21 protein-coding genes and 1 pseudogene are annotated in these 21,576 nt (G+C 48.8%); 5 read left to right on the top strand and 17 right to left on the bottom strand.

What is annotated here, in order from left to right:
- Positions 1-20: 20 nt before the first annotated feature.
- Complete coding sequence (locus HMPREF2952_RS10445) at positions 21-584, top strand: peptidylprolyl isomerase (RefSeq protein ID WP_004519955.1); 564 nt, start codon at positions 21-23, stop codon at positions 582-584.
- 122 nt (positions 585-706) lie between these two features.
- Positions 707-1,564 (top strand): CAF17-like 4Fe-4S cluster assembly/insertion protein YgfZ, encoded by an 858-nt coding sequence (locus HMPREF2952_RS10440; RefSeq protein WP_070695657.1) that lies wholly within the window; start codon positions 707-709, stop codon positions 1,562-1,564.
- 305 nt (positions 1,565-1,869) lie between these two features.
- Here the strand turns inward: HMPREF2952_RS10440 and HMPREF2952_RS11610 are convergent.
- From HMPREF2952_RS11610 to alaS, 4 genes and pseudogenes are all read right to left on the bottom strand, one after another.
- Positions 1,870-2,076, bottom strand: a pseudogene (locus tag HMPREF2952_RS11610) (methyltransferase type 11); the annotation flags it as partial.
- A 371-nt stretch (positions 2,077-2,447) separates the two neighbouring features.
- Positions 2,448-3,197 (bottom strand): YtxH domain-containing protein, encoded by a 750-nt coding sequence (locus HMPREF2952_RS10430; protein WP_070695656.1) that lies wholly within the window; start codon positions 3,195-3,197, stop codon positions 2,448-2,450.
- 12 nt (positions 3,198-3,209) lie between these two features.
- Positions 3,210-3,629, bottom strand: a complete 420-nt coding sequence (locus HMPREF2952_RS10425) for a hypothetical protein (protein WP_070695655.1) — start codon at positions 3,627-3,629, stop codon at positions 3,210-3,212.
- Between the two features lie 159 nt (positions 3,630-3,788).
- Complete coding sequence (alaS, locus tag HMPREF2952_RS10420; RefSeq protein WP_070695654.1) at positions 3,789-6,755, bottom strand: alanine--tRNA ligase; 2,967 nt, start codon at positions 6,753-6,755, stop codon at positions 3,789-3,791.
- Positions 6,756-7,005: 250 nt separating this feature from the next.
- On the opposite strand from alaS, the gene HMPREF2952_RS10415 reads away from it, so the two are divergent.
- Positions 7,006-8,136: a polyamine ABC transporter substrate-binding protein gene (locus HMPREF2952_RS10415; protein ID WP_003685623.1), complete on the top strand. Its 1,131-nt coding sequence runs from the start codon at positions 7,006-7,008 to the stop codon at positions 8,134-8,136.
- A 166-nt stretch (positions 8,137-8,302) separates the two neighbouring features.
- Here HMPREF2952_RS10415 and ubiE read toward each other — a convergent pair whose 3' ends face one another.
- From ubiE to ilvD, 7 genes are all read right to left on the bottom strand, one after another.
- Positions 8,303-9,040, bottom strand: coding sequence for a bifunctional demethylmenaquinone methyltransferase/2-methoxy-6-polyprenyl-1,4-benzoquinol methylase UbiE (gene ubiE / locus HMPREF2952_RS10410; RefSeq protein WP_004519946.1), 738 nt, complete (start codon positions 9,038-9,040; stop codon positions 8,303-8,305).
- A 29-nt stretch (positions 9,041-9,069) separates the two neighbouring features.
- Positions 9,070-9,435 (bottom strand): MBL fold metallo-hydrolase, encoded by a 366-nt coding sequence (locus HMPREF2952_RS10405; RefSeq protein ID WP_224783360.1) that lies wholly within the window; start codon positions 9,433-9,435, stop codon positions 9,070-9,072.
- A gap of 18 nt (positions 9,436-9,453) precedes the next feature.
- Positions 9,454-9,885: a gamma-butyrobetaine hydroxylase family protein gene (locus tag HMPREF2952_RS10400; protein ID WP_049344227.1), complete on the bottom strand. Its 432-nt coding sequence runs from the start codon at positions 9,883-9,885 to the stop codon at positions 9,454-9,456.
- Position 9,886: 1 nt separating this feature from the next.
- On the bottom strand, positions 9,887-10,120 hold the full coding sequence (locus tag HMPREF2952_RS10395) for a hypothetical protein (protein ID WP_003679719.1): 234 nt from the start codon (positions 10,118-10,120) through the stop codon (positions 9,887-9,889).
- A 76-nt stretch (positions 10,121-10,196) separates the two neighbouring features.
- Positions 10,197-11,486, bottom strand: a complete 1,290-nt coding sequence (locus HMPREF2952_RS10390) for a CAP domain-containing protein (protein ID WP_004519942.1) — start codon at positions 11,484-11,486, stop codon at positions 10,197-10,199.
- 68 nt (positions 11,487-11,554) lie between these two features.
- A complete protein-coding gene (locus HMPREF2952_RS11570; protein ID WP_256388404.1) occupies positions 11,555-11,686 on the bottom strand; it encodes a hypothetical protein in 132 nt (43 codons plus the stop codon).
- A 69-nt stretch (positions 11,687-11,755) separates the two neighbouring features.
- Complete coding sequence (gene ilvD, locus HMPREF2952_RS10385) at positions 11,756-13,615, bottom strand: dihydroxy-acid dehydratase (protein ID WP_070695653.1); 1,860 nt, start codon at positions 13,613-13,615, stop codon at positions 11,756-11,758.
- Between the two features lie 278 nt (positions 13,616-13,893).
- Between ilvD and HMPREF2952_RS10380 the strand changes: the two genes are divergently transcribed.
- On the top strand, positions 13,894-14,457 hold the full coding sequence (locus HMPREF2952_RS10380; protein ID WP_004519939.1) for a YceI family protein: 564 nt from the start codon (positions 13,894-13,896) through the stop codon (positions 14,455-14,457).
- A 96-nt stretch (positions 14,458-14,553) separates the two neighbouring features.
- Here HMPREF2952_RS10380 and HMPREF2952_RS10375 read toward each other — a convergent pair whose 3' ends face one another.
- Together HMPREF2952_RS10375 and HMPREF2952_RS10370 are read right to left on the bottom strand one after the other, a co-directional pair.
- On the bottom strand, positions 14,554-15,501 hold the full coding sequence (locus HMPREF2952_RS10375; RefSeq protein ID WP_004519938.1) for a bile acid:sodium symporter family protein: 948 nt from the start codon (positions 15,499-15,501) through the stop codon (positions 14,554-14,556).
- A 150-nt stretch (positions 15,502-15,651) separates the two neighbouring features.
- Entirely contained in the window at positions 15,652-16,533 is an 882-nt protein-coding gene (locus HMPREF2952_RS10370) for an NAD(P)H-hydrate dehydratase (RefSeq protein WP_004519937.1), read from the bottom strand.
- A 53-nt stretch (positions 16,534-16,586) separates the two neighbouring features.
- On the opposite strand from HMPREF2952_RS10370, the gene HMPREF2952_RS10365 reads away from it, so the two are divergent.
- Positions 16,587-17,243 (top strand): cytochrome b/b6 domain-containing protein, encoded by a 657-nt coding sequence (locus tag HMPREF2952_RS10365; RefSeq protein ID WP_004519936.1) that lies wholly within the window; start codon positions 16,587-16,589, stop codon positions 17,241-17,243.
- 90 nt (positions 17,244-17,333) lie between these two features.
- On the opposite strand, the gene HMPREF2952_RS10360 is transcribed toward HMPREF2952_RS10365, so the two are convergent.
- The 4 genes from HMPREF2952_RS10360 to HMPREF2952_RS10345 are packed head-to-tail and all read right to left on the bottom strand — an operon-like array spanning position 17,334 to position 21,512.
- Entirely contained in the window at positions 17,334-18,422 is a 1,089-nt protein-coding gene (locus tag HMPREF2952_RS10360; protein WP_004519935.1) for a FlxJ family methyltransferase, read from the bottom strand.
- Between the two features lie 36 nt (positions 18,423-18,458).
- A complete protein-coding gene (locus tag HMPREF2952_RS10355; protein WP_070695652.1) occupies positions 18,459-20,162 on the bottom strand; it encodes an ApeI family dehydratase in 1,704 nt (567 codons plus the stop codon).
- Positions 20,163-20,177: 15 nt separating this feature from the next.
- Complete coding sequence (locus HMPREF2952_RS10350; protein ID WP_070695651.1) at positions 20,178-20,933, bottom strand: hypothetical protein; 756 nt, start codon at positions 20,931-20,933, stop codon at positions 20,178-20,180.
- 39 nt (positions 20,934-20,972) lie between these two features.
- Entirely contained in the window at positions 20,973-21,512 is a 540-nt protein-coding gene (locus HMPREF2952_RS10345) for a COG4648 family protein (RefSeq protein WP_070695650.1), read from the bottom strand.
- Between the last annotated feature and the right edge of the window lie 64 nt (positions 21,513-21,576).

The following is a 21,576-nucleotide window of genomic DNA, read 5'->3' as shown; positions in this document are numbered from 1 at the left end:
TACATTATTCGAGAAAACATATGAAAAAATCCATCAAACTGACCCTGTGCGCCCTCGCACTCTCACTTTCCGTGCAAGCGCAAGCGGTTACCCATGCCGTGATTGAAACCAATATGGGCAACATCCAACTGGAATTGGATGAAGTCAAAGCGCCGAAAACCGTGGCAAACTTTGTCAATTATGCCAAAAAAGGTTTTTACGACAACACGATTTTCCACCGCGTTATCGACAATTTTATGATACAAGGCGGCGGATTTACCGAGAAAATGGTTCAAAAATCCACCGATAAAGCCATCAACAACGAAGCAGACAACGGCTTGAAAAATAACGTCGGCACCATCGCCATGGCGCGCACCGGCGATCCGAATTCCGCAACCAGCCAGTTCTTTATCAATACGGCCGACAACGATTTTTTGAATTTCAAAAGCAAAACCCCTCAAGGCTACGGCTATGCCGTTTTCGGTAAAGTTACTTCCGGCATGGACGTTGTCCGTAAAATCAGCAAAGTGAAAACAGCGACACGCGGTTTCCATCAAGATGTACCGACCGAAGCCGTGATTATCCGCAAAGTCAGCATCAAATAATTTTGATTGTTTGAATCCAAACAACAGGCCGTCTGAAACATTCAGACGGCCTGAATTTATTTATTTGATAATAAGCGGCAATTTGGGCGATAATTCAGCATCTACTATTTAAGGAGTCGATTATGCAAACCCGCCTGCCTTTTTTCGGCGTTGTCCGTGTCAGCGGTGAAGACAGAGCTTCATTTCTTCATGGCCAATTATCCAACGATATTAATAATTTAGCTTCCGGTCAGGCATGTTACGCCACATACAATACGCCTAAGGGCCGTGTGTTGGCGAATATGCTGGTCGTCAATCGCGGAGAAGATTTACTGTTGGTCATGGCGCAAGATTTGACCGAAGCCATCGTCAAACGCCTGAGAATGTTTGTTTTGCGTGCAAAAGTCGTCTTCGAGTTGATGCCTGATTTAGCAGTCAGCGGCGAGTTGGCAGACAATGCAGCACCACATCCTGCTGCCGAACCGCAACTGTCTTTCCCGGCCCAAATTCAAGCAAACACCGTAGAAATCGCCTTGCCGCACACAGGCCGTCTGAAAATTTCAGCAGCCGAAAACGCAGCAGAATATCAAGCAGAAGCCGAAAACGCATGGAACCTGCACGAAATACGCAGCGGCTATCCGTGGATTTGCGCCGCAACCAAAGAAGCGGCCGTTGCCCAAATGCTCAACCAACACATCATCGGCGCCGTCCATTTCCGTAAAGGCTGCTACCCCGGCCAAGAAATCATCGCCCGCGCCCAATACCGAGGCCAAGTCAAACGCGGCCTGGCCGTATTAAGCGGCGATTCTTTGGAAGCTGCCGGTATTGCCGTCAAAATCGGCGAGGAAGAAGCAGGCGTTATCCTCAATGCGGCACTGACTGAACAAGGCAGCCTCAGCCTCGCCGTTATCAAGTTTTCCGCAGCAGAAGCAGCATTGACCGATGCAGACGGTAATGCTTTGAAACAGGAAGCACTGTTTTTTACGGTTGAGAAAGATTGATGTTAGATGATTGAATAAAAAGCTTAAATTTAAGGATTAATCAGCTTGAAATGAAAACAGAAAGGCCGTCTGAAAATTATTTTTCAGACGGCCTTTGATATTAAGTTTTGTTGGGTCATGACCCAAGCTGCGTTTGCTGCCGACTGGATTACGGCATGATTTGAAATCATTCGGTAGCAACAAAAACCGCGTGCGTGCGTACCACACACACCCTACACCTCAATCTTAAGGTTTGCGTCGCCCGCAGTGGTAGGGTGTGTGGTCTAGCCACGCACGCGGTTGACAGGGGTGCGGGCTACAGCTTGCTGCGCCAGTGTCGGGCTGAAATAACCCGCCCCGCAGCCCACTTCCAAAATGCGGTGGTGCGGCGCAAGGTACAGCCGTTACACGATTTGTTGCGGCGAAAGCGCCCAGTTGCGCAAAGGAATTAGTAGCGTGAATGCAAGCTGATGCGGGAAGATTTTGCCTTTTTGCGTAAGTCCCTGCCAAATGCTTTTGAGCGTCTTAAACATGGGGATTCCTTTGGGTAGTTTGTTTCGCCGTGTACCTGCACAATATACAGTATAAAAATAGTGTGCGTTTTTTCTAATCATCACAAAAAGCAGCCTGCATTTCGATTTTTGAAAGTGCAGGCTGCTTTCGATAGAGAGGGGCCGTCTGAAAATTATTTTTCAGACGGCCTTTGATATTCAGTTCCGTTGGGTACATGACCCAAGCTGCGTTTGCTGCCGACTGAATTACGGCATGGTTTGAAATCATTCGGTAGCAACAAAAACCGCGTGCGTGCGTACCACACACACCCTACACCTCAATCTTAAGGTTTGCGTCGCTAGCAGGTAGGGTATGTGACATGGCAACGCACGCGATTAGTGGAAATGCAAAGCTACAACTTGCTATGCTTGTTGATAGCTTTAAAATTCAATTCATTTTTATTTGTACTATTTTCATTTGTTTCATTTTGTAATACATTATTGTCAATGTCGATACTTTTATCTGTATTTCTAACGGCAAGATTCTTAGTCAATTCTTCATTATTTCTGTTAGGTAGATTTATAGTTCTTACTAAATTATTATATTTACCTTCAAAATCATTTTTTAATTCTTCAAGTTTTTGTTTAAAATCGTTACTGAGTTTTTCAGTTAATTTTTCTTTAAGTTCATCAATTTCATCTAATGCTTCATTAATTATTTCAGTTGATTTTTCTTTAAATTCATCAATTTCATCTAATGCTTTATCAATTCTTTGTGACTCTCTCAATGAGAAAAATATAGAAATTACAGTTATTAATACTGCGTATAAAGAAACTGAAAATGTTAGGGAGTTAATTATTTTATCTTGGTTATCTATTTTTATTTGTATATTTTCTATATATTCCTTTTGAATTTCATACCTAATTTGCTGGATTTTTTGTTGTATAACTTGACATTCACTTTTACTCTTACAAGTATATATCATATTCTTGGATGAAATTTCCTCTAGATAATTTTTATTGCTTTGTGTATTGTTGAAGTATATAAAAATTATTGGACTTATGCATAATAAAAATATGATCGTCATCCAAGAAATATTCCAAACAACATTCCAAATTTTATTATTTTTAGGTATAGATTCAGTTTTATTTTCATTAGACATTATTGAGTACCATTATTCAGATAAAAATTCATTTTTTAAGGAAGCAATACTTTCCTGTATGGCTGCCAGTGCGCGCTCAATTTTTCTATGTGAAATCTCTTCTTCTTCATCAATAAATATATCAACAAAGCAAATAGCAGTCTTTTCTTCTTGAAGTATAGTCCATTTAATTAACTTTTTTGTTAAATTTTCCTTAAGCAAGGTTTCTTGAATGTCATTACAAATTGGATTTAACTTTAAAACAGAAAAAAATTGTATAAAATCACCACCTTCTTGAATAGAGATTACTTGCATGAATCTCATATCCTGCTGTTCTTCGATGGAAAAACCTAATAAAAAACCATTAACTTCTTCATCGTATTTATATTTTAAAGAGTTCTTATTTAAATATGATATAATTTTTTTCTTTGTTGATTCAGTATTATATGCCATAATAATATCCTTTGCTGAGATTATTGTTTAACTTAAAACCAAATATAGAATAATTTGCCCATCTAGTTTTCTAATGTTTTTCACTAAAACTTAAATGAAATTAGATTTTTAAAAGGAGGTCGTGTGAGAGTTTTTTAGACGACCTCCTTTATCTACATATCACTCATTGTCAAAAACAAGTTTACTGTTCACCCAACCTTCCACGCTTCCCAGCATTTCAGGCAGTTTCGCAGCATCCGTACCGCCTGCCTGCGCCAAGTCAGGACGGCCGCCGCCTTTGCCGCCGACTTGTTCGGCTGCAAATTTAACCAGATCGCCTGCTTTGACTTTGGCAGTCAGCGGTTTCGATACGCCGGCGCACAGGGAGACTTTGCCGTCGTTTACTGCCGCTAAAAGAATCACGGCGTTGTCGGATTTGCCGGTTAAATCGGTCACGATTTCGCGCAGGGCTGCGGCATCGGCTTCGATTTGGGCGGCAACGAGTTTGGCTGAGCCCAGGTCTTTTGCATCGTCCAAGAGTTTGGCGCCTGCGTGGACGGCGAGTTCGGCTTTGGCGCGTGCCAATTCTTTTTCCAATGCTTTGGCGTGTGCTGCGCCTGCTTGGATTTTCGCCAGTACGTCTTTTTCGGTTTGGGCTTTGGTTTCGGCAATAATGTCTTTAACCAAACGCTCTTGATCTTGCGCCCATTTGAGTGCGTTCAGGCCAGTGATGGCTTCGATACGGCGCACGCCTGCGGCAATACCGCCTTCGCTAATGATTTTGAAGAGGCCGATGTCGCCGGTGCGTGAAACATGCGTGCCGCCACACAATTCGGTAGAGAAACCGCCCATTTGCAGCACGCGCACTTCGTCGCCGTATTTTTCGCCGAAGAGCATCATGGCGCCAGTTTTTTGGGCGTCTTCCATGCTCATAATGGCTGCGTTGACGGCAACGTTGGCCAAAATGGCTTCGTTGACGCGGCGTTCTACTTCGGCGATTTCTTCGGCAGTTACCGCTTGAGGATGGGAAATGTCGAAACGGGTGGATTCGGCGGTAACCAAAGAGCCTTTTTGTTCAACGTGTTCGCCCAATACATCGCGCAGGGCTTTGTGCATCAAGTGGGTGGCGCTGTGGTTGCGCATATTGGCATTGCGGATTTCGTCATCCACTTTGGCGGTAACGCTGTCGCCGACTTTCAGACGGCCTGAAGTTTGTACGCCGAATTGGCCGAATACGGCCGCTTTGATTTTTTGGGTGTCGCGTACTTCGAAGCGGTTTTCGCCTGCGAAGATATAGCCGACGTCGCCGACTTGACCGCCGGATTCTGCATAGAACGGGGTAAAGTCGATAACGACGGCACCTTCGTCGCCTTCGTTCAATTCGTTGACTTGCTCTCCGTTTTTGTAGAGGGCGAGGACTTTGGATTCGGTTTGGCGTTCGCTATAACCTTTAAACTCGGTGTCCTGACCTTCGTAAGGCAGTTGGGCGTTGGCTTTGAAACTTTGTGCGGCGCGTGCGCGTGCGCGTTGGGCTTCCATCTCGCGCTCGAAGCCTGCTTCGTCCAGTTCGATATTGCGTTCGCGGCAGATGTCGGCAGTCAAGTCGTATGGGAAACCGTAGGTATCGTAGAGTTTGAAGATGATTTCGCCATTTAAAACAGAAGAGGAAGATTCCAACTCTTTAGTAAAATATTTTTGAAGGGCTACTACATATTTTTTAGCAGTATTACTGTCCCAGTTATCACTTGATAATAATAATGAGCTGTCATTAAAAACTACAATAATATTTCCATTATCAATAGGTACAGCTCTAAAACATTTACCAATTTCATTATTTTGGTCAATGGTTAAAGGGTATTCTTCAATTGAATACTTAACAATAGGGATATCAATACCATATTCAATCTTCCAATTATTTAAAATAGCACTATCAACATCATTTATCGAAACAGCTTTAGCCCTTTTCGACAAACTATTCCAATTACTTGATAAATACAATTGGTTAATTGCTTTATTGAACAAGCCCATACCTTTTTCTAGTGTTTCACCGAAACGGCTTTCTTCGTTTTTCAACGCTTCTTCGATTTGGGCTTGTTTTTCTTTCAATTCAGGGTAGGCATCGCCCATCTCTTTGACCAAATCAGCCACCAGTTTGTGGAAGAATGGTTTGCTTTGACCCAATTTGTAGCCATGACGTACGGCGCGGCGGATAATGCGGCGCAATACGTAGCCGCGGCCTTCGTTGGAAGGCAATACGCCGTCTGCAATCAGGAACGAGCAGGAGCGGATGTGGTCGGCGATGACTTTCAGGCTTGGTTCTTCCATGCTGAAAGCTGCGCCGGTTTCGCGGGCAACGGCTTTGAGCAGGTCTTGGAACAGGTCGATTTCGTAGTTGCTGTGAACATGCTGCATGACGGCCGCCATGCGCTCCAAGCCCATGCCGGTATCGACGGACGGCTTAGGCAGCGGGTTCATATTGCCTTGCTCGTCGCGGTTGAACTGCATGAATACGCAGTTCCAAATTTCAATCCAGCGGTCGCCGTCTTCTTCAGGGCTGCCCGGAATGCCGCCCCAGATTTCTTCGCCGTGGTCGTAGAAAATTTCGGAGCAGGGGCCGCAAGGGCCGGTGTCGCCCATTTGCCAGAAGTTGTCGGATGCGTATTTTGCGCCTTTGTTGTCGCCGATGCGGACGATGCGTTCGGCAGGCATACCGATTTCGTTCAACCAGATGTTGTAGGCTTCGTCGTCTTCTGCGTAAACAGTCGCCAAGAGTTTGTCTTTAGGGATGTTCAACCATTCAGGGGAGGTCAGGAATTCCCAAGCGAAGTGGATCGCGTCGCGTTTGAAGTAGTCGCCGAAGGAGAAGTTACCCATCATTTCAAAGAAGGTGTGGTGGCGGGCGGTGTAGCCGACGTTTTCCAAGTCGTTGTGTTTGCCGCCTGCGCGTACGCATTTTTGCGCGGTAGTGGCGCGGTTGTAGGGGCGTTTGTCAAAGCCGAGGAATACGTCTTTAAATTGGTTCATGCCTGCGTTGGTAAACAGCAGGGTCGGGTCGTCGTGTGGCACGAGCGAGGAGGAGCGGACGATGGTGTGGCCTTTAGATTCGAAAAATTTTAGGAATTTTTGGCGTAGTTCGGTGGTTTTCATAATGTCTCGATAAATTTTTTACAAGGATTTCAGACGGCCCGGACGGCGCGTTGCGATTAAAAACGAATGGGCGTTATCTTACCGCAAAACCATATTTCAAGCTATCGGCAGAAAGGTTTTAAGTTGGCTGCAACCTATCTTTCAGACGGCCTTAAGCGGGACGATATCTTTTAACAATGAAGCCTATCCGCTCGGGCTTGCCTGCTTTATAATGCCTCTCTATTTTCAACCGGATACGCAAGGAATGATAATGACCAAACATCTGCCCCTCATCGTACTGACTGCGCTGGCGCTGGCCGGCTGCGGCGGCTCGGACAAAACTTCTGCCGACAAGGCGGCTCAAACCGATAATCAAAAGGTATTGAGCATTTACAACTGGTCGGAATATGTCGATCCCGAGACGGTTGCCGCGTTTGAGAAAAAACACGGTATCGCAGTAACTTACGATGTATATGACAGCGATGAAACGCTGGAAAGCAAGGTATTGACCGGCAAGTCGGGTTACGACATCGTGGGTCCTTCCAATGCGTTTGTCGGTAGGCAGATTAAGGCAGGTGCGTATCAAAAAATCGACAAATCCCTTATTCCCAACTATAAAAACTTGAATCCACAACTGATGAAGCTGATGGAAGGTGTCGATCCGGGGCATGAATATGCCGTTCCGTTTTATTGGGGTACTAACACCTTCGCTATCAATACCGAGCGTGTGAAAAAGGCTTTGGGCACGGATCAGCTGCCGGACAATCAATGGGATTTGGTGTTTAACCCCGAATACACGTCCAAACTCAAGCAATGCGGCATCAGCTATTTGGACAGCGCGGCGGAAATTTATCCTATGGTGTTGAACTATATGGGTAAAAATCCAAACAGCAGCGAAACGGCTGATATTAAGGCGGCTACGGAAGTCTTGAAGAAAAACCGTCCGTACATCAAGCGGTTTACCTCGTCCGGTTTTATCGATGATTTGGCACGCGGCGATACTTGTGTAACGATTGGTTTTGGCGGTGATTTGAACATTGCCAAACGCCGTGCGGAAGAAGCAGGCGGCAAGGAAAAAATCCGTGTGATGATGCCGAAAGAAGGCGTGGGGATTTGGGTGGATTCGTTTGTGATTCCGAAAGATGCCAAACATGTGGCCAATGCCCATGCATATATCAATGATTTCTTAGATCCTGAAGTTGCGGCGAAAAACGGCAATTTTGTTACTTATGCGCCGTCCAGCAAACCGGCTCAAGAGCTGATGGATGAAGAGTTTAGAAACGACAATACGATTTTCCCGACTGATGAAGATTTGAAAAACAGCTTTATCATGGTACCTATCCAACCGGCGGCGTTGAAATTTATGGTCCGCCAATGGCAAAGCGTGAAAGCAGGGACATAAGCTGATTTAAACGTATTAAGGCCGTCTGAATGGTGTAACCGAAATCCTTAATTTCATTTTACGGCTGTTCAGACGGCCTTTGTTTTGTGTCAGATTGGCTTGGGTAAGGTTTAAAAACAAAGGGCGTGTCTATCAATCACGCCCTTTGTGTTTGTTTCAGACGGCCTTAGAATTTCACGCCTTTATGCAGGGCAACGATGCCTGCGCTCATGTTGTGGTAATCCACGCTGTCGAAGCCTGCATCCAGCATCATTTGCTTCAAGGTTTCTTGGTCGGGGTGCATACGGATGGACTCGGCGAGGTATTGGTAGCTGTCGGCATCTTTGGCAATCAGTTTGCCCATAATCGGCAACAGTTTGAAAGAGTAGAGGTCGTACACGCCTTCCAAAGGTTTGTACACTTTGGAGAATTCCAACACCAGCAGGGTGCCGCCCGGTTTCAATACGCGGTACATTTCTTTCAGCGCGGCATCTTTGTGCGTCATGTTGCGCAGGCCGAATGCGACGGAAACCAGATTGAAATAGTTGTCGGGAAACGGCAATTTTTCAGCGTCTGCCAACGATACGGGCAGAATCATGCCTTCGTTGAGCAGGCGGTCGCGGCCGACCGTCAGCATGGAGGAGTTGATGTCTGTCAGCCAAACTTCGCCTTCTTTGCCCACACGTTTCGCCCAGCCTCGGGACAAATCGCCAGTACCGCCGGCGATGTCCAATACTTTGTCGCCTTTTTTCAGGCGGGCGGTATTGATGGTGAAATGTTTCCAAACACGGTGCAGACCGCCGGACATTACGTCATTCATAATGTCGTAGTTTTTTGCCACGGAGTGGAAGACTTCGGCAACTTTGCCTGCTTTTTCGTCTTCGTCAACGGTAGAGAAGCCGAAATGGGTTTTGTGGTCGCTCATAGTGTCTGCCTTCTTAAAATAATACGGATTCAGATATTGAATACGTCGAAATCGCCAACCACTTTCGACGCGGGAAATATAGTTTGTGGCTGCCGCTCCAGCATCAGGCATTGCTCTTCTTCGGTATAACGTGCGCTGATGTGGGTCAGGTAAAGTTCTTTCACATTGGCTTGCAAGGCCAGCTTGGCGGCATCGGATGCGGTCGAATGGAATACTCGTTCCGCTGTTTCTTCATCGCCTGCCGCAAAGGTTGCTTCATGCACCAAAACATCTGCGTTTTGCGCGGCGCGCACTGCCTGCGGGCAGGCTTTGGTATCGCCGAAGATGGCCACTACCCATCCTTTTTTGGGCGGGGAGATGAACGCTTTGCCGTCAATGATTCTGCCGTCGTCCAATGTCGGCTTCGCCTTTTTTCAGACGGCCTTTCCGCCGCAACCGCCGCTACCGCAGGAATGTGTGCGTTTGGGTTTTAAATCTTCTGCACTTGGCGTTCTAGACGCGCCTGCTTTCTCGAGGCGGTCGAGATAGTCTTGCCAAAGCGCGTCTTGATTGTGCGCCAGTCGGTAGAGATAGTCCCAGTCGTAAAGGCCGCTGTCGTGGCCGTCTGAAAAAGTAATTTTCAAGGCGTATTGGCCGACGGGGTCTAAATCGGTAATGCTGACTTCGGCTTTGCCTGTTTGCAAAACATCTTGGCCGGCACCGTGTCCGCGCACTTCCGCGCTGGGCGAGTACACGCGCAGGTATTCGGCAGGAAGGCTCTTGGCACCGTCAACATAGACCAAAGTCAGTACGCGCCGCTCTTGCTGGAGGCGGATTTCTTGTGGGATTTTATCGGCTTGGGTCATGTCATGCTCCGTTCTTTTTACGCAAATAGGCAACGCGTACAGAAAAAATACCGCCAAGTACGGCAAATAGCACGATTGCGTAGAGTGAAAACCGTATTAGGCTCACTTGGGTGTCCGCCGTCAGCCCCAAAGGCAGCAACATCACGGCAACGAACAGTAAAAATGCGGCCAACATGGCGGCAATGCTGGCAAAGGCATAGCGGGTATTGGCTGCTGTTTGCGGATGTTTGGTCATATTGGATAGCTTGCCATAGGGGGGTGAGGCGGTATTTTATCAGCTTTTTGGTGCTTCATGCCGTCTGAAAACGGCTTTATTTCCATAAATAAAGTGTAATGGCGCGCCTGTCTTCGCCTTCGGGCATTAAGCGGATGCTGCTGCCTTTGCTTCCGTTGACACGGATAATAATACCGCCGGCCTGTCGTTCGATAATGTCGATTTGGGTGTCGCGGTTCATGCGGTAGTTGTAGCGTTCGCATTGCTTCAAGCACCAAAAATCCTGCCAATGGATAAAATATTTTTGTCCGGATTCGATGGCCAGCGTTTCACCGCCTTTGACGATGAAGTAAGGATAATCGGGTTTTTGCGTGCTGAATGTCCATTCGGCCGTTTTGTCTTTTCCGTTTTGACGGTATTCGAACACGGCTCGGTAGTCGGTGTCGTATTCCAATGGTTGTAAAGGAAACAGCGCAAATTGACGTTCGGTCAGGAGGCGGTTCGGGTCATTATCTTTATCTAAGATTTTGACGTCTCTGATTTCTTTTGTGTCCTGATACAGTTTGAACGAACGCATTTTGACCGGAGGCGATTGTTCTGAGAAGGCGATGCTGATCGGATTGCCGGTCATTTCATAATGCGGCATAGGGTCGGGACGTTCGCCGTGGAAAACCGGCGAAGCGAAGTTGCCTTGCGGATAGGTGATGTAAGGCTGGGTTTTGCGGTTGGAAATTTCATCCGCATAAACAATGGCATGACCATGACAGGCATCTTGATAAAACGAACGGCTGAGGTCGGATAGGGGGCGGTTTTTTTGGCAGAGGCTGTTGAATCTGCTGTCGCCTTGATTGATGCTTAACGCGATTTGTTTGCCTTGTGATTCAAACGACGCTCCGGCCTCGTCGATATTTTGATCGAGTAAGGAGAGACGGTGGTAAATCGCCGTCATTAGATTGTCCAGCTGATGTTGGGCAGGCAGATGGTCGTTGATTTTTTCGTTTGGCGGGTGCTGGCCGGTGCTGACGTTTTCGTGCACGCCTTTATAGGCATAACCGGCTTTGCGCGTGCGGTCTGATGGGCGTGGGCCTGTATAAAAGGGATTGCGTATATTTTTTTCGTCATGTCCGTCGTCAGGGTTTTGCAGCAGATAGCGGGCATGATTACGCGCGGCGCGTTCGAGTGTGGCTGAGTGCGCCAGTGCGGGCAGATTGGCTGAGGCGCGGAGGAAGTTTAAATACGCCAAGGCGTCAAAATCGGCAACGGCAGAACGATTTTGCGGCGGTTGGGCGTAGATGAGCTGGTCTTCGGAATAGCGATGGGTTTCGTAGTATTGGAATATACCGAGGGCGACGGCAAAACCACCCAGCCAGTAAAGAATGTGTTTCATTATATGTACTGCGTTCAGACGGCCTTGAGCTACGGCTCTTTTTCTTTGAAACTCATGCCGTTAAATGATTATTTTGATAGCGGCTTGACTTGGAATGCTTCAGGATGGGATTTGAAATATTCGACAGCGATAAATCCGCCGCCAATAATAATCAACAGGGCAATGGCCATGCCGATCATCGCTAAAATGAATTTGTCCATATTTGTCCGTTTGAATGAAGGCCGTCTGAAACACTTGAAAGCGTTCAGACGGCCTTAAAGTCAGGTTAATTAACGTTCGATTTGCGATACGTCGCGTACTGCGCCTTTGTCGGCGGAAGTCGCCATCGCGCCGTAGGCACGCAGGGCTGCGGAGACGTAGCGGTCGCGGTTTTCCGGTTTCCACGCTTTGCTGCCGCGTGCTTCCATTTCGGCACGGCGTGCGGCAAGCTCTTCATCGGAAATGACAAGGTGGATGCTGCGGTTTGGAATATCGATTTCGATGGCGTCGCCTTCGTGTACCAAACCGATTGCGCCGCCTTCTGCCGCTTCAGGCGAAGCGTGACCGATGGACAGGCCGGAAGTACCGCCGGAGAAGCGGCCGTCGGTCAGCAGGGCGCAGGCTTTGCCCAAACCTTTGGATTTCAGGTAAGAAGTCGGATACAGCATTTCTTGCATACCCGGGCCGCCTTTAGGGCCTTCGTAGCGGATAATGACGATATCGCCGGCCACGATTTGATTGCCCAAAATACCTTCTACTGCGTCTTCTTGGCTTTCAAACACGCGGGCGCGGCCGGTAAATTTGAGGATGCTCTCGTCCACGCCTGCGGTTTTCACCACGCAGCCGCGCTCGGCGATGTTGCCGAACAATACTGCCAAACCGCCGTCTTGCGAGTAGGCATGTTCAACATCGCGGATACAGCCTTTTTCGCGGTCGAGGTCGAGGGTTTTCCACATACGGTTTTGCGAGAACGCCTGAGTAGTGCGCACGCCGCCGGGAGCTGCTTTGAAACGCTCGATGGCATGGGTGTTTTCAGGGTTGGTCACGTCCCATTTTTCAATTGCGTCTTTCAGGGTCGGCGCGTGGATGGTGTACACGTCGGTGTGCAGTTTGCCTGCTTTGTCCAATTCTTTCAGGATGGCGAAAATGCCGCCGGCGCGATGCACGTCTTCCATGTAGTAGTCGTGGTTGTTTGGCGCGGTTTTACAGATGCAAGGTACAACGCGGCTCAGGCGGTCTATGTCGGCCATTTTGAAATCCACGCCCGCTTCGTTGGCAACGGCGAGCAAATGCAGGATGGTATTGGTAGAGCCGCCCATGGCGATGTCCATGGTCATGGCGTTTTCAAACGCTTTTTTAGTGGCAATACTGCGCGGCAATACGGTTTCGTCGTCTTGCTCGTAGTAGCGTTTGGTGATTTCGACAATCATGCGGCCGGCTTCGAGGAACAATTCTTTGCGGCCTGTGTGGGTCGCCAAGTATGAACCGTTACCCGGCAGGGAAAGGCCGAGTGCTTCGGTCAGGCAGTTCATGGAGTTGGCGGTAAACATGCCGGAGCAGGAGCCGCAAGTCGGGCAGGCGTTTTGCTCGACTTCTTCGACTTGTTTGTCGCTGATATTGTCGTCAGCCGATTCGATCATAGCGTCAATCAAGTCCAAACGGCGTTCTGGTTGAATATTGGCTACGCCGATAACTTTACCGGCTTCCATCGGGCCGCCGGAAACGAAGATGGTCGGAATGTTCAGGCGCATGGCGGCAATCAGCATGCCTGGGGTGATTTTGTCGCAGTTGGAAATGCAGACCAGAGCATCGGCGCAGTGGGCGTTGACCATGTATTCGATGGAGTCGGCAATCAGGTCGCGGCTGGGCAGGGAGTAGAGCATGCCGCTGTGGCCCATGGCGATGCCGTCGTCAATGGCGATGGTGTTGAATTCTTTGGCAATGCCGCCGGCTTTTTCGATTTCACGGGCAACCAGTTGGCCCATATTGTGCAGGTGCACATGGCCTGGGACGAATTGGGTGAAGGAGTTGGCAATGGCGATAATCGGTTTGCCGAAGTCGGTTTCCATGACGCCGGTCGCACGCCACAATGCGCGCGCGCCTGCCATATTGCGGCCGTGGGTAGAGGTTTTGGAGCGGTATTCAGGCATTTTTGTTCCTTTGTTTTATGCTGAGGCCGTCTGAAATAGGCTGGTTGGTTGGCGGCCCGTTGTAGAAATAACTGGCTATTTTATACCAATTACGAGCGATGAAGCACGCTATTTTGTAATAAAACTAAACTGTGTTTGCTTCACCTGAATTTGCTGTCCTCTCGTTCAGACGGCCTGAAGTTTTCTTAGGATGAAACGTTGTCTTTCTCATTTGCAAAAAATGTTGGCATCAAAAAGTGATATGATAGGGAACTTCTCACATTTCTAAGGATAAGACGATGAAAAAAATCATGTTTGCATTGTGTTCGGCCATGTTGGCTTCTGCTGCGTCTGCCGCTGTTTATAAAGTGGACGAATTCCATGCCAATGCCCGCTTTGCCATCGACCATTTCAACACCAGCACCAACGTCGGCGGTATTTATGGTTTGACCGGCAATTTGGAATTTGACCGTGCCAAACGCCAAGGCTCAATCGATATCGTATTGCCTTTGTCCAAACTGCAAACCGGTTCTGACCGCTTTACCCAACACTTGAAATCTGCCGATATTTTCAATGCAGACAAATACCCTGAAATCCGTTTTGTATCCACCAAATTCAATTTCAACGGCAAAAAACTGCTTTCCGTTGATGGCAATCTGACTATGAACGGCAAAACTGCGCCGGTGAAACTCAAAGCCGACAAATTCAACTGCTACCAAAGCCCGATGTTAAAAGCAGAAGTGTGCGGCGGCGATTTCAGCACCACCATCGACCGTACCAAATGGGGCTTGGATTATTTGGTAAGTGCCGGTATGAGCAAAAAAGTTAACATAAATATCCAAATCGAAGCAGTGAAACAATAATACTGCTTGATTTCAAAATAAAGGCCGTCTGAACAGGTAAGGCAGAAATCGTTGATTTCGTTTATCCCTGTTCAGACGGCTTATGATTAAAGACGTTTAGGATTCTTTATTTTTATCGGCTTTGGCTGCCCAATAAGTTGCCAGAAGCGAGCCGGAGATATTGTGCCACACGCTGAACAATGCGCTGGGAACGGCAACGACCGGCGCGGCGGCAAAGTGTGCGGCGGCAAGGGCGGCACCCAAGCCTGAGTTTTGCATACCGACTTCGATGGCCAGCGTTTTTTGTGCATCATAAGGCAGGCCGGTCCATTTGGCGGCAAAGAAGCCGAGCAGATAGCCGATGCCGTTGTGGAGTACGACAACCGCGAAAATCAGCAGGCCGCTTTCAATAATCTTGCCTTTGCTGGCGCCGACTACCGCGCCGATAATCAGTACGATGGCGGCAACGGAAACCAGCGGCAGCGCGTCGGTCAGTTTTTCAGTTTTGTTGCCCAAGGCTTTATGGACAATCAAGCCCAAAACGATGGGGAATAAAACCATTTTGACGATGGACATCAACATACTGCCCGCTTGGATTTCCAGCATTTCACCGGCAAGCATCAGGAAGATAGCGGGGGTCAGCAATGGAGAAATCAGAGTAGAAACCGATGTAACGGCAACCGACAAAGCCACATTGCCGCGCGCCAGATAAGTCATTACATTGGAAGCCGTGCCGCCCGGGCAGCAGCCGACCAAAATCACACCGACTGCGATTTCGGCAGGCAGGTTTAACAGCTTGGCCAGCAGATAGGCGGTTGCCGGCATGATGGCGAATTGTGCAATCACGCCGATGATGACGGCTTTGGGGCGTTTGAACAAAATATCGAAGTCGGAAGGTTTGAGCGTCAAGCCCATGCCGAACATAATGATGCCCAGAAGCCAAGGAATGTAAGGGCCGACCCATTTGAAGGTGTCGGGTGCGAAAAAAGCGATGCCGGCAAAGAGCGCCGCCCAAAGGGAAAATGTTTTTCCAATAAAGTTGCTGATTTTATTGAGGATACTCATGATAATATGTTGTGAAGTTGTTTTTAAGGGAAATCAAGGATACACGCCTTAACCTTAATTTGCAAAATGACTTAAAAATAAACCAGGCCGTCTGAAAATAGAGATTGATTTTCAGACGGCCTGCAATTTGTATTTATGATATAGATAGTATTACTCTTTTGATAAAATATTGCGCAGCCATCGGGCGGCAGGTGCGATTTCTCCGGCGAGCATACCGGTTTCGATTTGGCCGCTGTGTTTGATAACATCGGCTGCCGCTCCGTGCAGCCATACGCCGGCGCAGGCGGCTTGGAATGTCGGAATGCCTTGTGCCAGCAGGCTGCCGATAATGCCGCTCAAGACATCGCCGCTACCTGCGGTGGCCAAACCGGCATTGCCGCTGGTGTTGGTATAGACTATGCCGTCTGCCGTGGCCACCAATGTATGATGGCCTTTTAACACGACGGTTGCGGCATATTTACGGCTGATTTCGGTTACGGCTTTTTGCCTGTCGGCTTGAACTGATTGAGTATCGGTACCGAGTAGGCGGGCGGCTTCGGCCGGATGAGGTGTCAGGATGATATGTTTGTACGATTTGAGGCGTTCGGCCAATTCGGGAGAACGGGCCAGCAGTGTCAAGGCATCTGCATCGAGCAATAAAGGCCGGTCATGGTGTGTCGACAGGATTTGGAGCAGCAGCTGCTCTGATAATCCGTCCAAACCGAATCCGCAGCCGATTACCCGTGCGCTGACATCGTTGTGCTCCATCAGTTGGGCCGCAGTGGCGAGCATGATTTCAGGGCGTTCGGGAATGATGGCAAAAGGCAGCGTGGCTTGGTTGAAACCCGCCCAAACCTTGCCGCATCCTTGATATATGGCGGCTGTAGCTGCCAAAACTACCGCACCGCTCATTCCCGTTGCGCCGCCGATAATGGTAAGCGTGCCGTATGTGCCTTTGTGCGACTCTTGGGCACGAGGGCGGAATACGTCGGGAAATACTAAGGCCGTCTGAAAGGCCTGAAGCGATTCGGGAAGCGTGTAGATGGGCTGCATGGCGTAATCTTCCAAGATAAGAAATTTAATTTTAAATCAGAAAGTAAAAGGTAATGAAGCAAAAAATAAAAGTTTGGGACGCACCTACGCGCCTGTTCCATTGGCTCTTGGTGTTATTGATGGGATTCATGTGGTACAGCGCCACCCGAGGCGGCGATATGCTGGTATGGCACTTGCGCGGCGGCTTGTTGATGCTGGCTTTGGTGGTTTTCCGCTTGTGCTGGGGGATATGGGGCAGCGATACGGCAAGATTCAGCCGTTTTGTGCGTCCTTTTTCCGAAATCCGCCGCTATACGCAAGGTCAAATGTCTGAAGACGAATTGGTCGGCCACAATCCTTTGGGCGCGCTGATGGTCATCGCTTTATTGGCCGCCTTGGTTTTTCAGACGGCCACAGGCTTATTTGCCGCCGATGAAAATACGTTTACCAATTCCGGCTTTTTAAATCATTTGGTCAGCGAACACGCCGGTACGCTGGCGCGAAAAATCCATGTCAATTTCTTTAATGTTTTAGCTGTTTTGGCGGGTGTACATATCGCGGCTGTTTTGCTGTATCGCTTTGTGAAAAAACAGGATTTGATTACGCCGATGATGAGTGGCTTTAAAACTATTGATGCCCAACAGCCTAAATTGGCAGGAATGGGACAACTGCTTGCCGCTTTGTCGGTAGCGATTGTGTTAGTGTGTGCAATATGGATGTTGCGCGGCTGATGTTTTAAAACGGATACCAAAAACAAACCGACCCCGATAGCCGAAATGGCTGTTGGGGTCGGTCTCTTTTTAGGGTTTAAAAGATGATGTTCAGACGGCCTTAACGCAGCGCAAGATGCTGTGGCCGCGGCCGATGCCGTCTGAAATTTCCGCTACTTTCAATCCGGCTTTTTCAACGCAACGGATCAGGTCTTCAGAATGGAAGATTTTGCTGTTGCCGTTGGCCATGGCAGTGAAATACAGGCTGGTCATGGTCAGGCAGTAGGCAGCGGTTTCGTAGCGTTGTCTGTCCCAGAAAGGCTCCATGATGTAGAGGCTGGTGTTTTCGCTCATAGATGCAGCGGCGCGTTGAAGAATGCTGGTGGCTTGTTCTTCGGTGAAACAGTCTAGGAATTGGCTCATCCAGATCGCGTCAAAACCGGTTGGGAACGGAATCTCAGGATCAAGCAGGTTGGCCGGATGGGCGTGGATACGGTCCGCGCCGTTTTTGCCTTTAGTCGCCTCGCGCATCAAGCCGATTTGTTGCGGCAGATCCATGATGGTTACTTCGACTTTGGCATTGTGGTTGACGCATTGTTCCGCCCAGCGGCCGGTATTGCCGCCGACATCGAGCAGTTTTTTAACCGGTTTGGCGAACACGGTGTTCAGTGCTTCGGCGAAGGAGTTGTCGGAATAATAATGGTCGAATGCAAACCATTTTTCCTGCGCGACGCTTGGCAATGAAGACAAGCCTTCGTAAATGGTCGGCCAGTCGCCGAATACTTTCAGGCCTTCGGGCTTGCCGGTTTGCAGGGTTTTTTCCAAATCAAACATGCCTAGGTAGCAGATTTCCTGCGTGAAATCCATGTTGACGCGGGCCATTTTGTCTTTGAGGACAAACCAACCGGCCTTGCTGATGAAATAGCGGTTGTCGCGAGTCAAGACAGTGCCGATAGACAGCGAAGCTTCCAGCAGGACTTGTGCCGCGTAGTTGCTGATTTTCGCTTTTTCAGCAATTTCGGCTTGAGTGAGGCCGTCTGGATGGTCGTTCAGCAGGTCCAGAATGCCAAATTTCACCATCAGGCGGGAAACTTGGAACACAATCGGTGCAAAAGCGATTTCTTGAGCCAGACGTTGAGCCTCGCCTGCGGACTGGTGTTCGTGGGAATAGCGTTGTTCTAGGGCAGGGAAGAGTTGCATATTGTTGGTTTTCCACTAAAAAGTTAATAAGTATATTCAGACGGCCTCAAACACAATCCGTCCTGATACACACGGATGCTCTCCGTTGTTGATTTTAAAGCTTAGTTTATTTTTACCTTCATCAAATTTCAGCTCTACCGACACTTCATCATGAGGACGGATAAACTGCTGATATTTTAGATTTTCGATGCGGATGATGCGCTGTTTGCCCCATGGCTGGGGTGCGATCAGGTTGCGCACCCATTGCAGCTCGACCACGCCGGGAACCAGCGGGAAGGTGGCAAAATGGCCGCCGAAATAAACCAAATCCAAAGGCACGCGGCCAATAAAAGTTTCGGTATTGTTTTCATCGTCAGATGTTGTTTTCGACCAAACAGGCGAAGTTTGGGCAACGGTAAAGGCCGTCTGAAAATCCGCCGCAGCGATTTTGGCTTGGGCATTGCGCGGCAGGCTGTCAGTAAAACGCCAGTAGCGCGGCAGGGCGATGGTGTCCTGCGTGGCGGCCAGATGGCGTTTGAGCGTATCGGCGACCGCAGCGCGGCCTTTCTCGCGCAAGGCAGCGATACCGTCTGCGTTCAATGCCGCCCATATGGCAATGCGTTGATGTTGCGGATGACGGCCGCAATGGGCGTCGGCAATCCAAGGGTGTTGTAAAAGTTCGTGTTCGATTTGGGTCAGCGACACGCGTTTGTCCTCAAATTTAATAATGCGGTCTTGGCGACCGAGTAACAGAAAACCATCATCTTGCGGCTCGATCAAATCGGCTGTTTGACGGCGTTCGGGCGACCAAGGCGAAGAAGCCCAAAGTGCGCCTTCTTTGTTTTGCCCGATTTCCACGCCATTGAAAGGCTGCCATTCTTGGCGTTCGCAACGTGAGGCAATTACGCCGGTTTCGGTACTGCCATAGACTTCAAACGGGCGGACGGCAGCCTGTTGCAGCAAATCTGCCGTGGCTGCGGGCAATGCGCCGCCGGCCGAGACAATGCCTGCAATTTTATGGCCGATACTCTGCCAGTTGCGGTTTTCACCCAAGCGATTGAGTACGGCCGGGCTGGCAATCCAAACCACTTTATCATGTGCGGCCGTGCTGGAAAGCAGGTTTTCCGGATAAACCGCCTGCTGTCGCTCCATAGTCCAACCCATTGTCAGCGCGAGTGCGAAGCGGAATGTGAAGCCGTAAAGGTGTTGCGGAATCACGCTGCCGATCACGGTTTCACCGTGTTGTCCAAATGGCAGCGTATTTGCCAAAGTCAGGACTTCTGCCTGCATTTGCGCGGCGGTTTTCACAATAATCTGCGCTTCGCCGCTGGAGCCTGATGTTTTCAGCCATGCTTCGGCATCGTCGGGAATCAGATGGTTTTCAGGATAGGTGTGCAGCGCTTCCGATTCTGTTTGAGTCAATACATCAGGCAAGTGCCAAATGTTCAGGCCGTCTGAAGACAGCTTTTTATCTGTTGAATCCGTTAAAAACGCTTCTGCCGTCTTGCCCCAATCCAAATTGTCTTGCGCCAAATTGGGTAATAATAAAACCTTTCCGCCAGAATGCCATACTGCCAACACGGCACAGGCAAACAGCGCGGCATCGTCAAACCACAACGCGGCCGTTTGCACGCCTGCCTCTTTCAGACGGCCTGACAGATGGAAAACCGCACGGTTGAAATCAGCACGCGTCCAATTCGGATGGGTGGCGATAAGGTCGTGTTGGGGTAGGTCGGGGGATAGGATTCGGGTTAGGTGCATGATGGTTCTAAGGTTTTATAATTTCGATGTATTTGCTTTGGCATCTTCTTTGAGTTGTGCCAAGCATTCATCGTATTGTTTGTTTGTCGTTTGGCGTACCAATTCGTAATCATTTGCCTGCCACTCTTCCAATGAATGGCTTTCACTTCTTTTGAAGCAATGGAGTAAGCGATCGGTTTTGCCGTTTTGTCCATCTAAAAAAAGGCTGACTTCATTGTTCAGAAAGAATCGGTCTCGTTTATTGAATTTTTCATAAACCAAATAGAAACGGCCCGGTTGGACAAATAGTTTTTTATTGGCACTATTGCCTTTAAATGACCGTTTTGCCGCCCAATCGCGAACTTTGGGGGAAAATTGTTCAAAAACGGGATTCGCAAAATTCGGTTTAATGGGCTTCCCGCTTAAATTGTGTTTGCCCAGCAGGTCAGGGCCTTCATATCCAATATGACCGCTACTACCGGCAAGAATGAATAATGCAAAAGTTGCTGTAAATACGGCTGTTTGTGCAGCCCTTGCTTTTACCGTATTGGATTTCCGAATAATCATCAAATTCATGCTGCTGGTTGTAGTATCGTCAGAATAACGATTGTGTATTCGGTCAATGACAGTCAGGTTTCCCGAGCGCGTTTTGATGGTGTGGCTGGCAACTTCCGTATAATTTTTCTTGTATTCGGCTTCCGCCTTTTCTTCAGGGGATAAAGGCGTTTTAGACGTCGAAGAGCATGCGGTAAATGTGAAGGAAATCAGGGTGAGTAGGATAATTTTTTTCATTATGGTTATTCGTCCAATTGATGAAATAATTTTAATGGTTTAAACCTTCAAAACCAATTTCCGATACACCCATTCTCCGGCAAATAAGATTCCCATTAACACATACGACACAATGCCTGTATAAGCCGCCCACCAGTCGTAATATTGCAAGCCTGCCAAAATGGCGGCGGTTGCGCCGTTAAAGATAAAGAACGCGCACCAGATTTGCGTAACGCGCCGGGTGTGGCGCACGCCTTCGGGCGGCAGGTCGGGGTGTTGCAGTCGGGCGAGGCGTTCGATAACGGTTTGTTTGGCAAACAGGCTGCCGCCGAAAACGGCAAGCATCAGCGTGTTGACGGCGACGGGATACCAATACATCGAGTCGGGCCGTCTGAAAACCAGTACCGCCGCAAAAAAGGCGGCAAGGATAATCGCCGTAATGCGTTGGGCTGTGGTTTGCGGCATGGCGGCGCGTATCAGCCATAATACACACATGGCCGCTGCAAGCCAGAAAAATGCGCCGTTTTCCCTGCCGTAATACCATAGGAGCGGATAGGCGAGGCTGGCGAGGGCCAGTAGGAGTTTTCCTAGTATTTTCATGTTCGCGATTGATTTTCAGACGGCCTTGCCGATTGACAAGGCCGTCTGAAAATATGCTGATTCA

This window comes from Neisseria sp. HMSC068C12 (genome assembly GCF_001814095.1).
GTDB classification, from domain to species: domain Bacteria; phylum Pseudomonadota; class Gammaproteobacteria; order Burkholderiales; family Neisseriaceae; genus Neisseria; species Neisseria perflava.
Note: the sequence above shows the minus strand (reverse complement) of the source record. Positions and strands in the feature narration are given on the sequence as shown.